Here is a 17879-nt window from a genome sequence, read left to right on the forward strand (position 1 = left end):
AAAATTATACATTTAATTGAAGTAAGAGAAGGGGGAAACGAGATGGGAAAAACTTTAATGGATTCGCTTGGAATTGAGCTGTTAGAGATGACAGAAGATAAGGTGGTTGCTACGATGCCCGTAGATGAGCGTACGCATCAGCCTTTTGGATTTTTACACGGTGGTGCATCTGTTGCATTAGCTGAAACAGTAGCAAGCGTTGGTTCATACAATTTAATTGATCAAGAGAAATGTATTTGTTTTGGTTTAGAAATTAATGCGAACCACCTTCGTTCAAAAAAAGATGGAATTGTAACGGCGATTGGAACACCAATACATAGAGGACAAACAACGATGGTTTGGGATGTTCGTATTATTGATGAAAATGATGACTTACTATGCATATCAAGATGTACGGTGGCAATTAAAGAAAAACGCGAAAAATAGAAAAGAGGCTGCTCATTAGAGCAACCTCTTTTTCTTATAATTAGAACTGGATTTTCTTCTCTAAGAAACCTTTTAGTTCGCTAATTGGCATACGAACTTGTTCCATTGTGTCACGGTCACGTACTGTAACAGCTTTGTCTTCAACTGAGTCGAAGTCGTATGTGATACAGAATGGTGTACCGATTTCGTCTTGACGACGGTAACGTTTACCGATAGAACCAGTTTCATCAAAGTCTACCATGAAGTCTTTAGCTAGTTCTGCGAATACTTCAGTAGCACCTTCAGATAGCTTTTTAGATAATGGTAAGATAGCTGCTTTGTATGGTGCTAAAGCAGGGTGGAAACGAAGAACTGTACGAGAATCGTTTTCTAATTGCTCTTCTTCATATGCATCACATAAGAATGCTAATGTTACGCGGTCTGCACCTAAAGATGGCTCGATACAGTATGGCACGTAACGCTCATTCGTTTGTGGATCGATATAGTTAAAGTCTTCGTTAGAATGTTCCATGTGACGTTTTAAATCGAAGTCTGTACGAGATGCTACGCCCCAAAGCTCACCCCAACCGAATGGGAATTTGAATTCAATATCAGTTGTTGCATTACTATAGTGAGATAATTCCTCTTCACCGTGGTCACGAAGACGCATGCTTTCTTCGTGCATACCAAGTGATAGTAACCAATTCTTACAAGTTTCACGCCAGAATGCGAACCACTCTAAATCTTCACCAGGCTTACAGAAGAATTCAAGTTCCATTTGTTCGAATTCACGTGTACGGAATGTGAAGTTACCAGGTGTAATTTCGTTACGGAAACTTTTACCGATTTGACCAATACCAAATGGAAGTTTCTTACGCATAGAGCGTTGTACGTTTTTAAAGTTTACGAAAATACCTTGTGCTGTTTCAGGACGAAGGAAGATTTCGTTTGTGCTAGACTCTGTAACACCTTGGAATGTTTTGAACATTAAGTTGAACTGACGGATTTCAGTGAACTCTTCACTACCGCAATCAGGACATTTTACTTCATGCTCTTTCATTAAGTCAGCCATTTGGTCGAAAGTAAGACCGTCAACAACCATTTCGATGCCTTTTGTATCTAATGCATCTTCAATTAATTTGTCAGCACGGTGACGAGCTTTACATTTTTTACAGTCGATCATTGGATCGTTGAAGTTACCAACGTGACCAGAAGCGATCCAAGTTTTTGGATTCATTAAGATAGCTGCATCTAAACCAACGTTGTGTGGAGATTCTTGAATGAATTTTTTCCACCAAGCTTTTTTAACGTTATTTTTTAATTCGATTCCAAGTGGACCGTAATCCCAAGTGTTTGCAAGACCACCGTAAATTTCAGAACCAGGGAAAACAAAACCACGATGTTTCGCTAAGTTTACAACTTGTTCCATTGAATACATAATAAAATCCTCCTTTTGAAAGTTAACGTATTGGCGATGACGTGCTCTGATACTTGTGAAACGAGCAGCATATGCTTTAAAAAACATAAAAAAACGCTCATCCCAAGGCTTATTTGCCTAGGGACGAGCGTTTGCCCGCGGTTCCACCCTAGTTGATGCACAAAATGCGCATCCACTTTATCATGTATTGCTCGAGACTGCCGTTTCCTTGCGGCTCCAGGCTTTCACTATCCCTGAATCGCTTTTTATGCAAGTACTTATAAGTCCGTCATCGCTACTTATATTAATAATAATGAACATATTCTAACACGTTCTTTTTTAAATCTCAATAGAGGAACGCGTCTATCTAGGATAGAGTCTCGCCTATTTTTCCGCTATTTATTCCGTAATTTTCTTTAATATGCTTAATTGCTTCACGTTTACTGAGCGGGGCAAGCTCGTTGTTTTGCACGTATTCCCAAACTACATCAGGCTGTGTTTTTGCGTATTCACGAAGGACCCAGCCGATCGCTTTTTGAATGAAAAATTCTTTTGAAGAATGTAGTTGTCCAATAATCCAGAAAAGAAGTTCTTCGTCCATCTTTTGTTTATATTTCAGTTGGAATAAAATTGCAGCGCGTTGTAACCATATGTTGTCTGATGCAATCCATTTTGGAATATAGGCCGAAATTAATTCTGGATGTTTTAAAAAGATAGCACCTAAAAATGTAGGAACGATGCTATCAACAGTGTCCCACCAAGATTTTGTGACGATAAGTTCTTCTAAAAATGGAATATGAGTTTCGTTTATATGTTTTTTATATTTTTGCATAATATCGAGTGCGGCTGCTTGAAATTCTCGTTCTGGTAAGTCCCAAAGTTCACGCACGACAATTTGGAAGTCTTTTTGATCTGGGAGAGTATGTATTTGAATGATGTCTTTTAATAATTGTCTTCTCTCCGGAGTTTGAATGCCGAGAAATGGGAAATGATTTTTCATATAACGCGCCATTGGTTCGGCTTTTTCAGGATTTTGATGTGTTGTAAAATGCTCTTGTAATGCTTGTACAAACGGGTGCATAAGGGTGTTCTCCTCTCTTATTATCTTTCTCATATCATTATACAGAGAGTTTGGTTAAATTTTAAAACATAACTTGCAGTGTAATGAAATATGTTGAGAGTAGAGAGGAGAGGATAAGATGGAAGATCAAGGCGTACTAGCAGGTTTCTTTGCTCTTAGTTTTGCGTTTATTCTTGTTATATTGATTTGGGCAATTATTTCGTATTTGTTAACGGCTTTTGCACTTTATACGATGGCAAAAAATGATGGTGCAACGGATGGTGTTCTTGCGTTTATTCCTTTTTTGAATAGTAAGACGTGGGGGGACTTAGCGAAGGATAAATTACCGGATTTCTTGAAAGAAGAAGCAGGATGGAAAGTATTCGGCATATATGTCGCATGTTTCATTTTTAATTACGTACCAATTATAAGTTTACTAGCAATAGCAGTTTCGATGGTGCTTTCTATTTATCTCATCTACGCTATTTTGGACAGATATGGAACGAATGCTATATTGTTTACGATTATTCATGTCATCACATTTTCGATTTTCTTGCCGATTCATTTATTCATTATTCGAAATGAGCCGATGAGGTATAGTGAGTAGATTTATTTAGAATTGCATTTATATGTGAGGAGCTGTTCTAAAGATGTTTTGGAACAGCTCCTTTTAACTATTAAAAAAATCGGTAATATAATCTCATTACCAAGAAGAATCGAAAAAGGGCTGCCCATAGGACAGCCCTTTTCTACTACATAAGGTAGCGTAAATAAATATAAATATGAGAAATGATCAATGAAACAATCATAATCGGGAAGCCGACTTTAAGGAATTCCATGTAGCTAAATTTATGTCCTTCGCGGTTCGCGATACCTGCAACGATTACGTTAGCAGAAGCCCCGATTAATGTTCCGTTTCCACCTAGACAAGCACCTAAGGCTAATGCCCACCATAGTACATCGATTTGTGCATCAGCAGGTGATAAACCTAGACCAACTGCCATATCGTTAATAAGTGGGATCATTGTTGCAACGAATGGGATGTTATCGATTGTTGCGGAGGCGATACCAGATACCCATAGAATAAGGATAGATGCTTGAGAAATATCTCCGCCTGTTATGCCAATTACTTTTTGAGCAAGCGTTTTGATAAGACCGATATCGATAAGTCCTCCAACGAGTACGAATAGTCCTGCGAAGAAGAAGATTGTTACCCATTCTACGCTAGCGAATACTTCTTCAATTTCATGTTCTTTCACACCGATTAACATAAGGACAGTAGCACCAGTTAAGGCGATGATAGCTGCATCAATATGGAAGATAGAATGCGTCATGAAACCTAAAATAGTAAGTCCAAGTACTGTTAAAGATTTTTTCATTAATACTGGATCTTTAATGTATTGTTTTTCATCTAAGCTCATTAGCTTTTTAATTTGTACAGGATCAGCAATTAATTGCTTACGGTACATGAAGTAAAGCATTATTGCTGTTACTGCAATAATAATAATTACGATTGGAGCTAGATTTAGCAAGAAGGCATTGAAGTCTAAATGCTTATTTGCAGAACCAATCATAATGTTAGGTGGATCACCAATTAAAGTTGCTGTTCCTCCAATGTTTGAAAAAATAATTTCAGAAAGTAGATATGGAACAGGATTTACTTGCAAGATGCGCGTAATAGATAAAGTAACTGGAACAACAAGAAGTACAGTTGTAACGTTATCTAAAAATGCGGAGCCAAGCGCGGTAAGTAAGGAAAGGGAAATTAAAATTTTAATTGGATTTCCTTGTGCCCCTTTTGCAGCTTTAATGGCAACGTATTGGAAGACACCTGATTTACTTGTAATGTTCACTAGAATCATCATACCAATAAGTAACGTAATCGTTCCCCATTCAATATGTTTCGTAAAGGCGTTGTGTAAATCAACGACCCCCATAATTACCATGAGTGCCGCACCAAGAAGTGCGATGACAGCGCGATTAATTTTTTCCGAAATAATAATGGCATATGTAATTAAAAAGACTGCGATAGCAAAATAATACTGCCAGTTAGCGAGCTCTTGCGTTGTTTCGTGCAAAACTCTCATCTCCTTTCATTCTTCACTTTTCTTAGTGTGTCAAAAATATTCTTAAAGAAACACACATAACGTCATTATAAAGTAGAAAAATGGCGGATGTAAATGAAAGGGGAGATTTTGTCATATTTTCTGCATAGGGCATTTTTTCTTATTTTTAAAAATATTTGTGGGTATTTGACATATATATAAGATACATCCAATCTGAATATTTAAAATGGAATTAGTATTCGAGCCTGTTCGTGTAGGAGTGTCAAATAGAAAGGAATGACAAAAATGATAAGGAAGGGATCGTATGGATGAACAACGATTTTTGTTTTTAGATTTTGAGTTTACGATGCCCCAGCATAGAAAGAAACCAAAAGGATTCTTCCCAGAGATTATTGAGGTAGGACTCGTTTCAGTTGTTGGTTGTAAAGTAGAAGATACGTATTCATCACATGTCAGGCCGAAAACATTTCCTTCTTTAACGGATCGATGTAAGAAATTTTTAGGGATTAAACAAGAAGTCGTGGATAAAGGCATTTCATTTCCTGAACTTGTTGAGAAGCTTGCAGAATACGAAAAGAAATGTAAACCGACCATTGTTACGTGGGGAAATATGGATATGAAAGTGCTGAAGCAGAATTGTGAAATGGCGGGAGTAGCCTTTCCATTCTTTGGACAGTGTCGTGATTTATCGCTTGAGTATAAGAAGTTTTTTGGAGAAAGAAATCAGACGGGGTTATGGAAAGCAATTGAGGCATATGGAAAAGTAGGGACAGGTAAGCATCATTGTGCGCTTGATGATGCGATGACGACGTACAATATTTTTAAATTAGTAGAAAAAGATAAAGAGTATTTAGTGAAACCAGCACCTCCAACATTAGGAGAACTCGTTGATTTTTCAAAAGTGTTAAAGAAAGTGAGTACACAGTAACGACCAAATTGCACAGTATGTAATTTGGTCGTTTTGTTTTTTAAAGTTTGTAATCTTGTTTCAATTGCTGAAGTGTTTCTAGACTACGCTCCGCAAAAGGTGAATCATCTTCAGAAAATGAATTCATTTGAGTTTCTAATGCTAATTTGAGTGACTCTGTATAATCTGGAATTTCTCCTTCATATTTCTTCACCATTTGTTCTGGAATGTTCGTTTGCTCACGGAAAGCTAAAGCGCGTCTTTCATGGAAAAATGGTACGTCAGCTTGTTTTACATTATGTAAGTCACCTTGCACCGGATGCTTTACAACAGCTAGTACTTTTACGACATAACTGCCAGGGCGGCTATTTGTAATTTCACCGATGTATTTTCCTGTTTTATAAATACCAGTAACGATTTCGCCAATTTCAAATGTTTCTCTCATATTTTTCACCTCAAGTTTATAGTAAGGAAAGTAGGAGAAGGAGTCAAAGAAATCATTTGCTTTCGGAACGCCCCCTTGAGAATATGGATAGGTTCCACTATAATTTAAGATGATATAACAGAAAATTCTGATGGTTTTTGAATCCTATAATAAGGAGTGTTCGATATGATGCCTTTATATTTTCCGGAAGATAAAACAGAATATATTATTCCAGGGATTGTTTGCGTTCTATTTATCGTCGGTGCGGTTGCTACGTGGCGCATGTTTATTCGCGTTTCCAAACGAGAAGCAGAGCGATTACAGAAAGTAGAAGAAAAACTGTTAGCTGACAAGAAACAGTAATGCATTTTTGTATGTTTCCCTCTATGCTCGGACAATCTAAGAGCAGAATATATTTTGGAGGGAATAGAATGAAAAAACGGCTTTTTTTCAGTTGTTGTTTATTATTTCTGGTGGCAGGTTGTGACCAAGGAAAGCCGAAAGAAATTGACGTGAAATTACATAATGCTTCAGGAGATGAAGTAGGGACTGCGAAAGTAGTGGAGCAAACAAGTGGAGTGAAAATTACGATTAAAGGGGAAGGCTTTGCACCAGGTCCGCATGGCATACATGTACATGAAATTGGAGAGTGTAAAGCACCTCGTTTTGAATCATCCGGGAATCACTTGAATCCTGATAATAAAAAGCACGGACTACTCAATCCGAAGGGTGCAGAAAATGGTGATTTACCGAACGTAATTGCAGACGGTTCTGGAAAGATTAAAGCAGAAATCGAAGCGCCACATATAACGCTTAAAGAAGGAAGAATGACGATTCATAGAAAAGATGGAGCGTCTATTATTATTACAGAAAACCCTGATGATGGCATGACACAACCGACAGGTAAATCAGGTGATCGAATTGCTTGTGGCGTGATTGTGAAAAAAGCATCGGATATGAAGAAAAAATAAGGGCTACCATGAATGGTAGCTCTTTTGTTGTTAGGAGAATGTATGGCGCAGTCGGTTTAAAATTTCTTCTAAAACAGATCTTGGACAACCAATATTAATTCGAATATGTTCTTCTCCGCCTAATCCGTACTTCTCACCAGGTTCAACGATTAGTTTTCCTTTTTCCTCAAGTAATGTAGTGCGCTCATGTTGAGAGAGGTTTAGGCGAGAGCAGTCAATCCATAATAAAAAGCTACCTTCTGGCTTTGTAACAGAAAGAGTAGGTATGTGCGTTTTGATGTATTCACATGCGAAACGAGCATTCTCTTCTACATATAACCTGATTTCACTTAGCCAATCATTACATTCTGTATAGGCGCTTTGCATCGCGGTATAAGCAAATGTATTTAATCCGTGGAACCCTTGTCTATATTGAATAGACGTAAAGTCATTACGTAGTTTTTCATTCGGAATAATAATGATTGATGCTTGTAATCCAGCGATATTAAATGTTTTACTTGGTGCCATGCAAGTAATAGTGCGCGCTGCTAATTCTGTAGATAAAGAAGCAAATGGCGTGTGCGTATGATTTGCGTAAATAATATCAGCATGAATTTCATCTGCGACAACGATTACATTATATTTGGTACACAATGCGCCTAGCTTTGTGAGTTCCTCTTTTGTCCAAACGCGTCCCATCGGATTGTGAGGACTACAAAGAAGCATTAGTTTTACACCTTGTTGAAATTGCGTTTCTAAATGTTCGAAGTCTATCGTATATGTATCATTTTCTTTATGTAATGGACTCACGCGTAATTGTCTGTTGTTTGTTGTGACCATTTCGAAAAATGGTGGATAAATAGGAGGTTGTACAAGTACAGAGTCTCCTTCTTTCGTTAAAGCTTGTATGCTCGTACTAAGAGCTGGAACGATTCCTGCACTAAATACAATCCATTCTTTTTGAATATCCCAGTTGTACTGTTTTTTAGTCCAGTTACAAATAATATCCCCGATATTTTCAGGAGGAAGTGTATAGCCGAAAATAGGGTGTTCGATACGTGTTTTTAAGGCAGTTTGAATTGGTTTTGGTACTTCGAAATCCATATCGGCAATCCAGGCGTGAATGAGTTCTTCGTTTTTGTACGTATCCCATTTTGTACTATGCGTCCCACGACGATTTACTGTTTTATGAAATAGTTGCATATGTTTGCCCCCTTCTTCTGTAAAACCGCTAAGTTATGAAAGTTCCCTCTCTTCTTATAGAATAGCTGATATGATAGGATAAAGAAAAGTATTAAAAAGTGAAAAGGCGGGAAGCGAATGGGGACATATGAAAAGATGATAGAGGTTGTGAAGAATTGGGATCCGTTTCAAATGGGACCGGAGTTTTATGAAACAGAAGCGAGCGATGTTGTAAACGTCGTAAGTGTGTTTGACGATCCGAAATATATCGCAAAGAAGATTCAACATATATACTTTATGTCTTTTGAAGAAGTACCTGCGCTTGAAAAATGTGAGAAGTTAGCTGTGGAGTTACTTGGAATAAAAGAAGGCGGAAGTTGTTCATTATAGGCTGTCGGAATTTCCGACAGCCTTTTATCCCGCGTTAACGGGCAGTAAAACTCCCACCTCAAAATTCGGCTAGAGCAAAGAAGTTAGGTGGGAGCCGGGCTGCCCGTAAACGCCCGATTGGTGAGGGCTAATAATCAGTGGGGGATGAAGAAAACCCCCACTGATTAAAGTTTCACTTTATATTATTGCGCGGAAAACGCAATAATTTCTTCATAAACATGTTCAGGTTTTTCTTCTGGGAGTAAATGTCCTGTGTTTTCGTAGGAGATGAACGTTGAATTTGGTAAATCTTTGTGGAGGCGGTGTCCTACATGTACAGGGACGACGCGATCTTTTTCACCCCAAATGAGTAGTGTAGGTGTTTCGATTTTTTGTAATTCAGTTGAAGATAAATCACCTTCACGGTCTCGTATCATGCGAGTTAAGGCAGGGAATATACGATTATCATAAAAAGGAGCGGAGTAACCTTCCTTCATTTCATCGTCTATTAATGAGTGGTCATGAACGACATTCATTAAGTTGTGAACAATACCGCGCCTTATAATCCAGTTCTTTACGTATAAATGAAAGAACGGTAAATAAGAAGAGTATAGTAACGGTAAGGTTGCGCGTGCTAAATAACTAGAGCTGCATAGTAAAATCGTCTTTGAAATTAATTCAGGACGTAGACGGTTTACGTAGAGTGAAATTTGTCCACCCATAGAATGCCCAACTAGCACGATATTTGAGAGAGATAAATGTTCAATTAAATCGATAATAATGGTTGCTAAATTGTGATAAGAATACTTAAAGAGATGAGACTTATCACTTTTACCGAACGGTGGTAAATCAAGGGCAACTACTGTTCCTTCTTTTGAAAGTAAAGGAATGAGACGGCGGTAACTGAATGAGGAAGATAAAAAGCCATGAACGAGTACGAAAGTAGGTCGCTCTGTTTTATTTTTATGTTCATACAATTCGTAATGAACAGTAGTGTCGCGAGTGGAAAAAGTGAAATAAGGACAAGTGTATTCGTGATTCATTTTTTGTCACTCCATTGATTTTTTGTTCATATCATCCCCACGCAAGAAAAAAATATGTTAACAAAAAAAGGCAAGATGACGATGTCATCTTGCCTTTCGCTTATTTATATTACCCGCGAACAATGTTAGGTGGTGTTTTCCCTTGTAACCCTGCAACTAAATTTTCAGCGGCGGTCATAGCCATTTGCTGCCTAGTTTTTAATGTTGCAGATCCGATGTGCGGTAAAGTCACAACGTTTTGTAATGATAAGAGCGGATTATCTTTTTGAACCGGCTCTTGTGTAAAAGTATCAATGCCTGCTGCAAAGATTTTCTTTTCTGTTAAGGCATGAATTAAAGCTGTTTCATCTACTGTTTTCCCGCGAGAAGCATTAATAAAGATGGCTGTTTTTTTCATTAATGAAAACTCTTTTTCTCCGATAAGATGGTACGTTTCATCTGTTAATGGAGTAAGAAGAACAATAAAGTCAGATTGCTTTAGTAGCGTCTGTAAATCACAATATGTAGCATCAAATTTTTGTTCCGCTTCTTCTTTACGGCGACGGTTATAATACAGGACGTTCATATCAAATCCAAACTTCGCTCGTTTTGCGACCGCTTCTCCAATTCGTCCCATTCCAATAATACCGATTGTACTATGGTGCACATCTAGGCCAAAATGTTCTTTTCCAATCTCAGCATTCCATTCACCATTTTTCACATAGGAATCGAGTTCGCAAACGCGGCGCCCAGCAGATAACATAAGGGCAAAAACAAGGTCAGCTACTGTATCGTCTAATACGTATGGTGTATTCGTTCCGATGACATTTCGCTTTTCCATCGCATGTAAATCAAAATTATCGTAACCAACAGAAATGTTGCTCACTACTTTTAAGTTAGGAGCTGCCTCCAATAATTCTTCATTAATAGCGGATCCGAAGTTTAATAATCCATCTTTATCTTTTATTTTTTCTAATAAAATATCACGAGGGACTTTCTCATTTTGATCCCATTTTTCGTAATCACAGTGTTCTGATAAATAGTTTTCTACAAATGTTGGAACTGGTTCAGCAATATATACTTTTGGCTTCATGGTTCCATCCCCTTTCATCTTTATCCCGCTATTTGCGGGCAGCCTGTAAAAGTCCGATTAGTATGGGCTAATAATCAGCGGAGGTGAATCATTCCGCTGATTAAAGTTTCACTTTATTTTGACATAATTCTCTAAAAAAAGCTTCTTTCCAAACATGAAAAAGTATTTGTATAATTTAGACACAAACGAAAAGGGAGGATGATTTATATGGTGACGGAAAAAGAATTAGAACTATTAGCTTGTCTTGAAAAAAGTAGTCGTTTATCTGTAGATACATTAGCGAAGCTGTTAAATATAGAAGTAGAAGAAGTAAAGAAAATGGTTGCGAAATTAGAAAGTGAAAAGATTATCGTGGACTATGTAACACATATCGATTGGACGAAGGTGAAAGAACATACTGGTTTAACGGCGATGATTGATGTGAAAGTTACGCCCAAGCACGGCGTTGGATTTGATGCGGTTGCAGAACAAATTTATCGTTATTCAGAAGTGAAATCTGTTTATTTAATGTCAGGGACATATGATCTTTCTATCACATTAGAAGGGAAGACGATGGGAGAAGTAGCGATGTTTGTTTCTGAGAAATTAGCAACAATTGAATCTGTCGTTTCTACGACAACTCATTTCATTTTGAAGAAGTACAAACATGAGGGCGTTATTTATGAAAAAAACGATGATGATAAGCGAATTGTGGTGACACCATGAAGCAGTTTGAACTATCTAGAGTAGCAGAATCTTTACAACCATCTGGTATTCGAAAGTTTTTCGATTTAGCAGCAAATATGAAAGGGGTTATTTCTCTTGGAGTGGGAGAACCGGACTTCGTTACATCTTGGAATGTAAGGCAAGCATGTATTCGTTCTTTAGAACAAGGATATACGTCATATACAGCAAATGCAGGATTATTGGAGCTCCGTCAAGAAATAGCAAAGTATCTTAAAAAACAATTTGCAGTATCTTATGATTCGAACGATGAAATCATTGTTACAGTTGGAGCGAGTCAGGCGTTAGATGTAGCGATGCGGGCCATTATAAATCTTGATGATGAAGTGCTCATTATTGAACCGAGCTTCGTTTCTTATGCGCCGCTTGTAACATTAGCTGGAGGAGTTCCTGTTCCTGTGGCGACTACTTTAGAAAACGAGTTTAAAGTACAACCAGAACAAATTGAAGCTGCTATTACAGCGAAAACAAAAGCAATTTTACTTTGTTCCCCAAATAACCCAACAGGTGCAATGTTGAATAAATCCGAACTAGAAAAATTAGCGGTAATTGTTGAGAAGTACAATTTAATCGTATTATCTGATGAAATTTATGCAGAGCTTGTATATGACGAAGTATATACAAGTTTCGCGAGTATTAAAAATATGCGTGAGCATACGATTTTAATCTCAGGATTTTCAAAAGGATTTGCGATGACAGGATGGCGCCTCGGTATGATCGCAGCTCCTGTTCATTTTTCAGAACTGATGCTCAAAATCCATCAATATTCCATGATGTGTGCACCAACAATGTCTCAGTTCGCAGCACTTGAAGCGTTACGCGGGGGGAATGATGAAGTAATTCGGATGAGAGATAGCTATAAGAAACGCCGAAATTTTATGACGGCATCTTTCAATGAAATGGGATTAACGTGTCATGTGCCGGGCGGAGCGTTTTATGTCTTTCCTTCTGTTGCCTCAACAGGACTATCTTCAGCGGAATTTGCAGAACAGTTATTACTAGAAGAAAAAGTGGCCGTTGTACCTGGGAGTGTATTTGGAGAAAGTGGTGAAGGATTTATTCGTTGTTCGTATGCAACATCGCTTGAACAACTTATGGAAGCAATGAAGAGGATGGAACGGTTCATAGAGAATAAAAAAAGGACAAAACACAATACGTTTTGTCCATAAAAGGGGGGGAATACTAGAAAGCCATGTGTTAGTATTCTATCCCAATATTGGAGAATTATACGTACTACAGGAAATTTTTCGGTGAATTTTGAATGAATTCTGTCATAGTGGTATAATTTACTAATATAAGGTGTGCGCATTCTAGATAGCGTTACTTGTAATGCGTACTAACCAATCGGATATTTAAAATAAATACAATCTGCTTTGCAATCTACATGTGTAGAGAAAATGGTAAACGTATGGGAGTGTTTCATATGTCAGAACAATATACAACAGGAGTGGTTGTAACAGGGAAAGTGACTGGAATTCAAGATTACGGCGCATTTGTAGCGTTAGATGCAGAAACACAAGGACTTGTGCATATATCTGAAATTACAAATGGATATGTAAAGGATATTCATGACTTTTTGAAAGTCGGCGATACAGTAGAAGTAAAAGTACTTTCAATTGATGAAGAGCACAGAAAAATGAGTTTATCGTTAAAAGCGGCGAAAAGAAAACAAGGACGGATTCTTATACCGAATCCATCTGAAAATGGATTTAATACGCTGCGAGAAAAGCTGACAGAATGGATTGAAGAGTCGGAGCTAACGAAGTAAAAGAGGAACGCATATGAGCGTTCCTCTTTTACTTTATATTATGATATATATTTGCAAATATGATTGCAAGCAATCATATTCGTATGTCGGAGGTGAAATAAAGACATACTGACTAGCGAATTTCGTTTGTTTCTGGGTGCGTACCAAGATTTTCAGATGGCTTAAAGAGTAAACCGAGATTGATAAGCCCAGAAATACCAACGATACCGTAAATGATACGTGCGAGAGCGGAGTTCTGTCCGCCGAAAATGGCTGCTACTAAGTCAAACTGGAAGAACCCGATCAGTCCCCAGTTTACAGCACCAATAACAGTAAAGACTAATGCGATACGTTGCAATGTACTCATGAAAAAGCCCCCCTCATTGTGAAGCATGAGCAAACGGTGAGTTAATTAACTCTTTTATAGAATGGTGCAGTTATGTTTTTTTTATACATAAAAAATGTACGAAAAACGATGTATATACATCTATACCGAAAAAAGCGAATTTTTATACGAAAAATGAACTTTTTCTAAAAAATAAAGATTGGTTACGTTTACAATTGTTGAATTGCTTGATTTACAACTGCAGTTTCGCTAAAGTGAATACAGGAATACATATACATAATTGGAGGGAAAAAGATGAGTACACATGTAACGTTCGACTATTCTAAAGCGTTATCCTTCATCGGTGAACATGAAATAGCTTATTTACGTGATGCAGTGAAAGTATCACATCACGCAATCCACGAAAAAACTGGAGTTGGGAACGATTTCCTTGGGTGGGTAGAGCTTCCGCTTCAATATGACAAAGAAGAATTTGCTCGCATTCAAAAATGCGCAGAAAAAATTAAAAATGACTCTGACATTTTACTTGTTGTAGGTATCGGTGGTTCTTACCTAGGAGCACGTGCAGCAATCGAAATGTTAAACCATTCTTTCTACAACACACTTTCTAAAGAACAACGTAAAACTCCACAAGTGCTATTTGTTGGACAAAACATTAGCTCCACTTACATGAAAGATTTAATGGATGTATTAGAGGGTAAAGACTTCTCTATTAACGTTATTTCAAAATCAGGTACAACAACAGAGCCTGCAATTGCATTCCGTATTTTCCGTAAGTTATTAGAAGAGAAATATGGACAAGAAGAAGCTCGCAAACGTATTTATGCAACTACAGATAAAGCGCGTGGTGCATTAAAAACATTAGCTGATAACGAAGGCTACGAAACATTTGTAATTCCAGATGATGTTGGAGGCCGTTTTTCTGTATTAACACCAGTTGGTCTATTACCAATTGCGGTAAGTGGCTTAAACATTGAAGAGATGATGAAGGGGGCAGCTGCTGGTCATGGTGACTTCGCGAAATCAGAACTGGAAGAAAACCCAGCTTACCAATACGCAGTAGTTCGTAATGCTCTATACAATAAAGGGAAAACAATTGAAATGCTTGTGAACTATGAGCCAGCACTTCAATACTTCTCTGAGTGGTGGAAACAGTTATTTGGTGAAAGTGAAGGAAAAGATCAAAAAGGTATTTTCCCATCTTCAGCAAACTTCTCAACTGACTTACACTCATTAGGTCAATACATTCAAGAAGGTCGTCGTGACTTATTCGAAACAGTTCTTAAAGTAGGTAAATCTACACATGAACTAAAAATCGAATTAGATGACAACGATTTAGATGGATTAAACTACCTTGCTGGTGAAACAGTAGACTTCGTAAACACAAAAGCATACGAAGGTACATTGCTTGCACATAGCGATGGCGGAGTACCAAACTTAATCGTAAACATCCCTGAATTAAATGAGTACACATTCGGTTACCTTGTATACTTCTTCGAAAAAGCATGTGCGATGAGCGGCTACTTATTAGGCGTAAATCCATTTGACCAACCAGGAGTAGAAGCTTACAAGAAAAACATGTTTGCTTTACTTGGTAAACCAGGATTTGAAGAATTAAAAGCTGAATTAGAAGAGCGTTTAAAATAATAAAAAGCGACCNNGGTCGCTTTTTATTATTTTATCGAAAAGTCCATCGGTATATTCAAACTGGAATGGGTATGCTAAGGGAAAAGTCTAGGAGGGATGGACTTGATTCGGATTCAATCAAAGTTAGAAGGACGTACATATTCGTTATATAAGTTAGAAGAAGTTATGAAACCACTTGGGTATAGCATCGGTGGTAATTGGGATTATGATAAAGGGTGCTTTGATTATAAAATTGACGCAGAAGATGGGTATCAATTTTTACGAGTACCATTTACAGCAGTGGACGGAGAATTAGATGTACCTGGTGTAATAGTCCGTCTTGAAACGCCGTATATTCTTTCGCACGTGTATCAAGACGAACTAGATGATAATGTGAATGCGTTAACAGCTGGAACGAGCGGATTTGATCAATTTGCAGAACCGAAAGATCCAGATGGAGATGTGAAAAGAAAGCATATCAATATCGGTAAAGTGCTCGTGCAAGAACTAGAGAATCATTTTCTTAATGGTGAATAACAATGAGTATATCGCTTTCGATGAGAATGAAAGAATGGACTGGATTAATCATATATTGCTCATCGCGCTTTACACCTAGTAAGAGAATGTTTTGCTTTAAAAGAGTATAGCTACAATTTGCAAAAGTTTGTCCGGTGCATGATTGGGAAAGCTCCATCAGTTGTAATTTGTTATCAGAGATTTCATCGTAAAGTGAGAAGAATACGCCTGAAATGGAAGGGAATAAAAGAGAAGCAGTAAATACATAGCTCGTTAATTTATTTCCTTCTATAATTTCGGATACACCAGCTCTCGTTGCATTTTGAATTTGTTCAGAAGTAAGAAGTTCAGCAATGCAGTGAATGTTTGGATTCAGTCCTTTTGCAGTTAAAATATTTAAAATAGACTCTGTATCCGCTAAGCTTTCATTCTTCTCTTTATCGGCTGTTATTAATATAGTGTGAGCTGTTGCAATGTTAGCTTTTAATAAAGTCTGATCGTGATGCGGACACCCTTTTATAAATTCTAAATGATGAAATGATTTTGGAAGTAAAGAAAGTGTTTCATCAATTAAAACGATATCAAGGTTTGGTTGTAGTATGTGCATTTGTTTTACAACATGTTTTGCGCGCTCATTCCAGCCGACGATAATCATATGGCTGTTAGATGTAGCAGCTTCTTCACCTTTAATTTTCATATATTGTTTACTGATCATTTCAGTAGCGAATAGAACCATATAATAAGAACAAAAACCAGTTCCTAATAAAATAATGCCTATACCGATTAATTTTCCTATCGTTGTATGGGGGGCAAAATCACCATATCCAACTGTGAAAATGGTAACGATTGACCACCAAATGCCATCAAACCATGTGGTGAAGTGAGAGGGTTCTAACCTATGTATAAGAAAACCAGAAAAAGCAGTAAGTATAATGATAAAACAAATTAAACGAAAAATAATGGAATCACGAAATGTATCTACTAAATTCAGACGGGATTTCAACTTCCTATTCCTCCTTACTTTGCAGGACTACATTCATTGTTACCATTATAGAAAAAAGAAAAACTCTCTAAATGAAGAGAGTTTATTTCATATTACATACTTTCCACTTCGGTTTGTTGAACACTTTCAAGATGTTGGAGAGCGTAGTAAACATCAGCAGTATGTCTTTTTTGATCAATAGACAATTTTAGATGTAAATAGTGAGAACCATTTTCTAATGTTTTCAGCTTCATATTTTTAACTTTTATGTCCATTTCTTTTATTTCTTCAATTACAATCGGTATATTGTCCATATTTCGCACAACAAGTTTTACTGCGATATCACGTTGACGAAATGATCTAGGGCCTACATATTTCATCGTGAGTGGTATAAGTTCTACGCTAATCATAAGGAAACACATTCCGAAAATCGCTTCGATGTAGAATCCTGCACCAACAGCAATGCCAATACCAGAAGCGCCCCAAATCATAGCAGCAGTCGTTAGCCCTGCAATACTGTCATTACCTCTGCGCAAAATAACACCTGCACCTAAAAAACCAATGCCAGACACAATTTGAGCAGCGAGTCGAAGTGGATCCATATTCATATGATCGGTATGAGGTAAGTTGTAAGCTGCTTTAATAGAAACAATTGTCAGGAGGCAACTAATTATAGAAATAACTAAACAGGTTTTTAAACCGAGTGGTTTCCGTTTTAATTCACGTTCTAAACCAATGGCGAATCCTAAAATAGCTGAGAGACCTAGTTTGAGTAATAAATCGGCGTAGTCCATATATATTCCTCCTTGTATGATATAGGGATAAAACATTTATATAGAAAGAAACGTTTTGGGATAGAGTAACTTTATATAGAATATATGTAGGAATTACTTATACATGAAAGAGATATTTCGTTTAAGTATATGATATTAAAAAAGAAATGTGGGTGGTTTTTAAAAAAGTTTATAAAAGGTGTTGCATTTCATTTTTCACCATGATATATTAATAACCGTCGCTGATGCGGAAACGCAGAAAACGACAAAA

At 37.3% G+C, this 17879-nt stretch carries 21 protein-coding genes; 11 read left to right on the forward strand and 10 right to left on the reverse strand.

Going from position 1 to position 17879, the window contains the following annotated elements; genetic code table 11:
* Nucleotides 1-42 precede the first annotated feature (42 nt).
* A complete protein-coding gene (locus tag COI75_RS10165; RefSeq protein ID WP_098381030.1) occupies nucleotides 43-426 on the forward strand; it encodes a hotdog fold thioesterase in 384 nt (127 codons plus the stop codon).
* Nucleotides 427-466: 40 nt separating this feature from the next.
* Here COI75_RS10165 and COI75_RS10170 read toward each other — a convergent pair whose 3' ends face one another.
* Together COI75_RS10170 and COI75_RS10180 are read right to left on the reverse strand one after the other, a co-directional pair.
* Nucleotides 467-1843: a glycine--tRNA ligase gene (locus COI75_RS10170; RefSeq protein WP_000287149.1), complete on the reverse strand. Its 1377-nt coding sequence runs from the start codon at nucleotides 1841-1843 to the stop codon at nucleotides 467-469.
* 346 nt (nucleotides 1844-2189) lie between these two features.
* Nucleotides 2190-2903 carry a DNA alkylation repair protein gene (locus tag COI75_RS10180; protein WP_098448350.1) on the reverse strand — a complete coding sequence of 238 codons (714 nt, stop codon included), beginning with the start codon at nucleotides 2901-2903 and terminating at the stop codon, nucleotides 2190-2192.
* 118 nt (nucleotides 2904-3021) lie between these two features.
* Here COI75_RS10180 and COI75_RS10185 point away from each other — a divergent pair, with 118 nt between their 5' ends.
* Nucleotides 3022-3489, forward strand: coding sequence for a hypothetical protein (locus tag COI75_RS10185; protein ID WP_098381032.1), 468 nt, complete (start codon nucleotides 3022-3024; stop codon nucleotides 3487-3489).
* 145 nt (nucleotides 3490-3634) lie between these two features.
* Here COI75_RS10185 and COI75_RS10190 read toward each other — a convergent pair whose 3' ends face one another.
* Nucleotides 3635-4960, reverse strand: a complete 1326-nt coding sequence (locus tag COI75_RS10190) for an ArsB/NhaD family transporter (protein WP_000545222.1) — start codon at nucleotides 4958-4960, stop codon at nucleotides 3635-3637.
* Nucleotides 4961-5252: 292 nt separating this feature from the next.
* On the opposite strand from COI75_RS10190, the gene kapD reads away from it, so the two are divergent.
* Complete coding sequence (gene kapD / locus COI75_RS10195; protein ID WP_000344368.1) at nucleotides 5253-5876, forward strand: 3'-5' exonuclease KapD; 624 nt, start codon at nucleotides 5253-5255, stop codon at nucleotides 5874-5876.
* Between the two features lie 40 nt (nucleotides 5877-5916).
* Here the strand turns inward: kapD and COI75_RS10200 are convergent, their stop codons facing one another.
* Nucleotides 5917-6300: a kinase-associated lipoprotein B gene (locus COI75_RS10200; RefSeq protein WP_001209331.1), complete on the reverse strand. Its 384-nt coding sequence runs from the start codon at nucleotides 6298-6300 to the stop codon at nucleotides 5917-5919.
* Between the two features lie 165 nt (nucleotides 6301-6465).
* Between COI75_RS10200 and COI75_RS26855 the strand changes: the two genes are divergently transcribed.
* Together COI75_RS26855 and COI75_RS10205 are read left to right on the forward strand one after the other, a co-directional pair.
* Complete coding sequence (locus COI75_RS26855; protein WP_170958517.1) at nucleotides 6466-6642, forward strand: hypothetical protein; 177 nt, start codon at nucleotides 6466-6468, stop codon at nucleotides 6640-6642.
* Between the two features lie 68 nt (nucleotides 6643-6710).
* Nucleotides 6711-7250, forward strand: coding sequence for a superoxide dismutase family protein (locus COI75_RS10205; RefSeq protein ID WP_098381033.1), 540 nt, complete (start codon nucleotides 6711-6713; stop codon nucleotides 7248-7250).
* A 30-nt stretch (nucleotides 7251-7280) separates the two neighbouring features.
* Here the strand turns inward: COI75_RS10205 and COI75_RS10210 are convergent, their stop codons facing one another.
* Nucleotides 7281-8432, reverse strand: a complete 1152-nt coding sequence (locus COI75_RS10210) for a MalY/PatB family protein (protein ID WP_001175854.1) — start codon at nucleotides 8430-8432, stop codon at nucleotides 7281-7283.
* A gap of 117 nt (nucleotides 8433-8549) precedes the next feature.
* On the opposite strand from COI75_RS10210, the gene COI75_RS10215 reads away from it, so the two are divergent.
* Nucleotides 8550-8801, forward strand: coding sequence for a YugE family protein (locus COI75_RS10215; RefSeq protein ID WP_098386807.1), 252 nt, complete (start codon nucleotides 8550-8552; stop codon nucleotides 8799-8801).
* Nucleotides 8802-8983: 182 nt separating this feature from the next.
* Here the strand turns inward: COI75_RS10215 and COI75_RS10220 are convergent, their stop codons facing one another.
* Together COI75_RS10220 and COI75_RS10225 are read right to left on the reverse strand one after the other, a co-directional pair.
* Nucleotides 8984-9823 (reverse strand): alpha/beta fold hydrolase, encoded by an 840-nt coding sequence (locus COI75_RS10220; RefSeq protein WP_001015198.1) that lies wholly within the window; start codon nucleotides 9821-9823, stop codon nucleotides 8984-8986.
* Nucleotides 9824-9932: 109 nt separating this feature from the next.
* Nucleotides 9933-10913: a 2-hydroxyacid dehydrogenase gene (locus COI75_RS10225; RefSeq protein ID WP_002095197.1), complete on the reverse strand. Its 981-nt coding sequence runs from the start codon at nucleotides 10911-10913 to the stop codon at nucleotides 9933-9935.
* A gap of 189 nt (nucleotides 10914-11102) precedes the next feature.
* On the opposite strand from COI75_RS10225, the gene COI75_RS10230 reads away from it, so the two are divergent.
* The 3 genes from COI75_RS10230 (at nucleotide 11103) to yugI (ending at nucleotide 13386) form a co-directional block, all read left to right on the forward strand.
* Complete coding sequence (locus COI75_RS10230; protein WP_000255692.1) at nucleotides 11103-11600, forward strand: Lrp/AsnC family transcriptional regulator; 498 nt, start codon at nucleotides 11103-11105, stop codon at nucleotides 11598-11600.
* On the forward strand, nucleotides 11597-12787 hold the full coding sequence (locus tag COI75_RS10235) for an aminotransferase (protein WP_098448351.1): 1191 nt from the start codon (nucleotides 11597-11599) through the stop codon (nucleotides 12785-12787). The genes COI75_RS10230 and COI75_RS10235 overlap by 4 nt, the downstream gene beginning before the upstream one ends.
* Nucleotides 12788-13041: 254 nt before the next feature.
* On the forward strand, nucleotides 13042-13386 hold the full coding sequence (yugI, locus tag COI75_RS10240) for a S1 domain-containing post-transcriptional regulator GSP13 (RefSeq protein WP_000003765.1): 345 nt from the start codon (nucleotides 13042-13044) through the stop codon (nucleotides 13384-13386).
* 112 nt (nucleotides 13387-13498) lie between these two features.
* Here the strand turns inward: yugI and COI75_RS10245 are convergent, their stop codons facing one another.
* Nucleotides 13499-13732, reverse strand: a complete 234-nt coding sequence (locus COI75_RS10245; protein WP_000105788.1) for a DUF378 domain-containing protein — start codon at nucleotides 13730-13732, stop codon at nucleotides 13499-13501.
* A 273-nt stretch (nucleotides 13733-14005) separates the two neighbouring features.
* On the opposite strand from COI75_RS10245, the gene COI75_RS10255 reads away from it, so the two are divergent.
* The gene (locus COI75_RS10255) at nucleotides 14006-15358 is read left to right on the forward strand and encodes a glucose-6-phosphate isomerase (RefSeq protein ID WP_000103649.1); all 1353 of its coding nucleotides are present in this window, start codon (nucleotides 14006-14008) and stop codon (nucleotides 15356-15358) included.
* A 102-nt stretch (nucleotides 15359-15460) separates the two neighbouring features.
* Nucleotides 15461-15874, forward strand: a complete 414-nt coding sequence (locus COI75_RS10260; RefSeq protein WP_000619371.1) for a YugN-like family protein — start codon at nucleotides 15461-15463, stop codon at nucleotides 15872-15874.
* On the opposite strand, the gene COI75_RS10265 is transcribed toward COI75_RS10260, so the two are convergent.
* Together COI75_RS10265 and COI75_RS10270 are read right to left on the reverse strand one after the other, a co-directional pair.
* Nucleotides 15861-16856 carry a potassium channel family protein gene (locus COI75_RS10265; RefSeq protein WP_000842306.1) on the reverse strand — a complete coding sequence of 332 codons (996 nt, stop codon included), beginning with the start codon at nucleotides 16854-16856 and terminating at the stop codon, nucleotides 15861-15863. The genes COI75_RS10260 and COI75_RS10265 overlap by 14 nt on opposite strands.
* 92 nt (nucleotides 16857-16948) lie before the next feature.
* Nucleotides 16949-17629, reverse strand: a complete 681-nt coding sequence (locus tag COI75_RS10270) for an MgtC/SapB family protein (protein ID WP_000384163.1) — start codon at nucleotides 17627-17629, stop codon at nucleotides 16949-16951.
* Between the last annotated feature and the right edge of the window lie 250 nt (nucleotides 17630-17879).

This window comes from Bacillus cereus, from assembly GCF_002564555.1.
In the GTDB taxonomy this organism is placed as follows: domain Bacteria; phylum Bacillota; class Bacilli; order Bacillales; family Bacillaceae_G; genus Bacillus_A; species Bacillus_A cereus_K.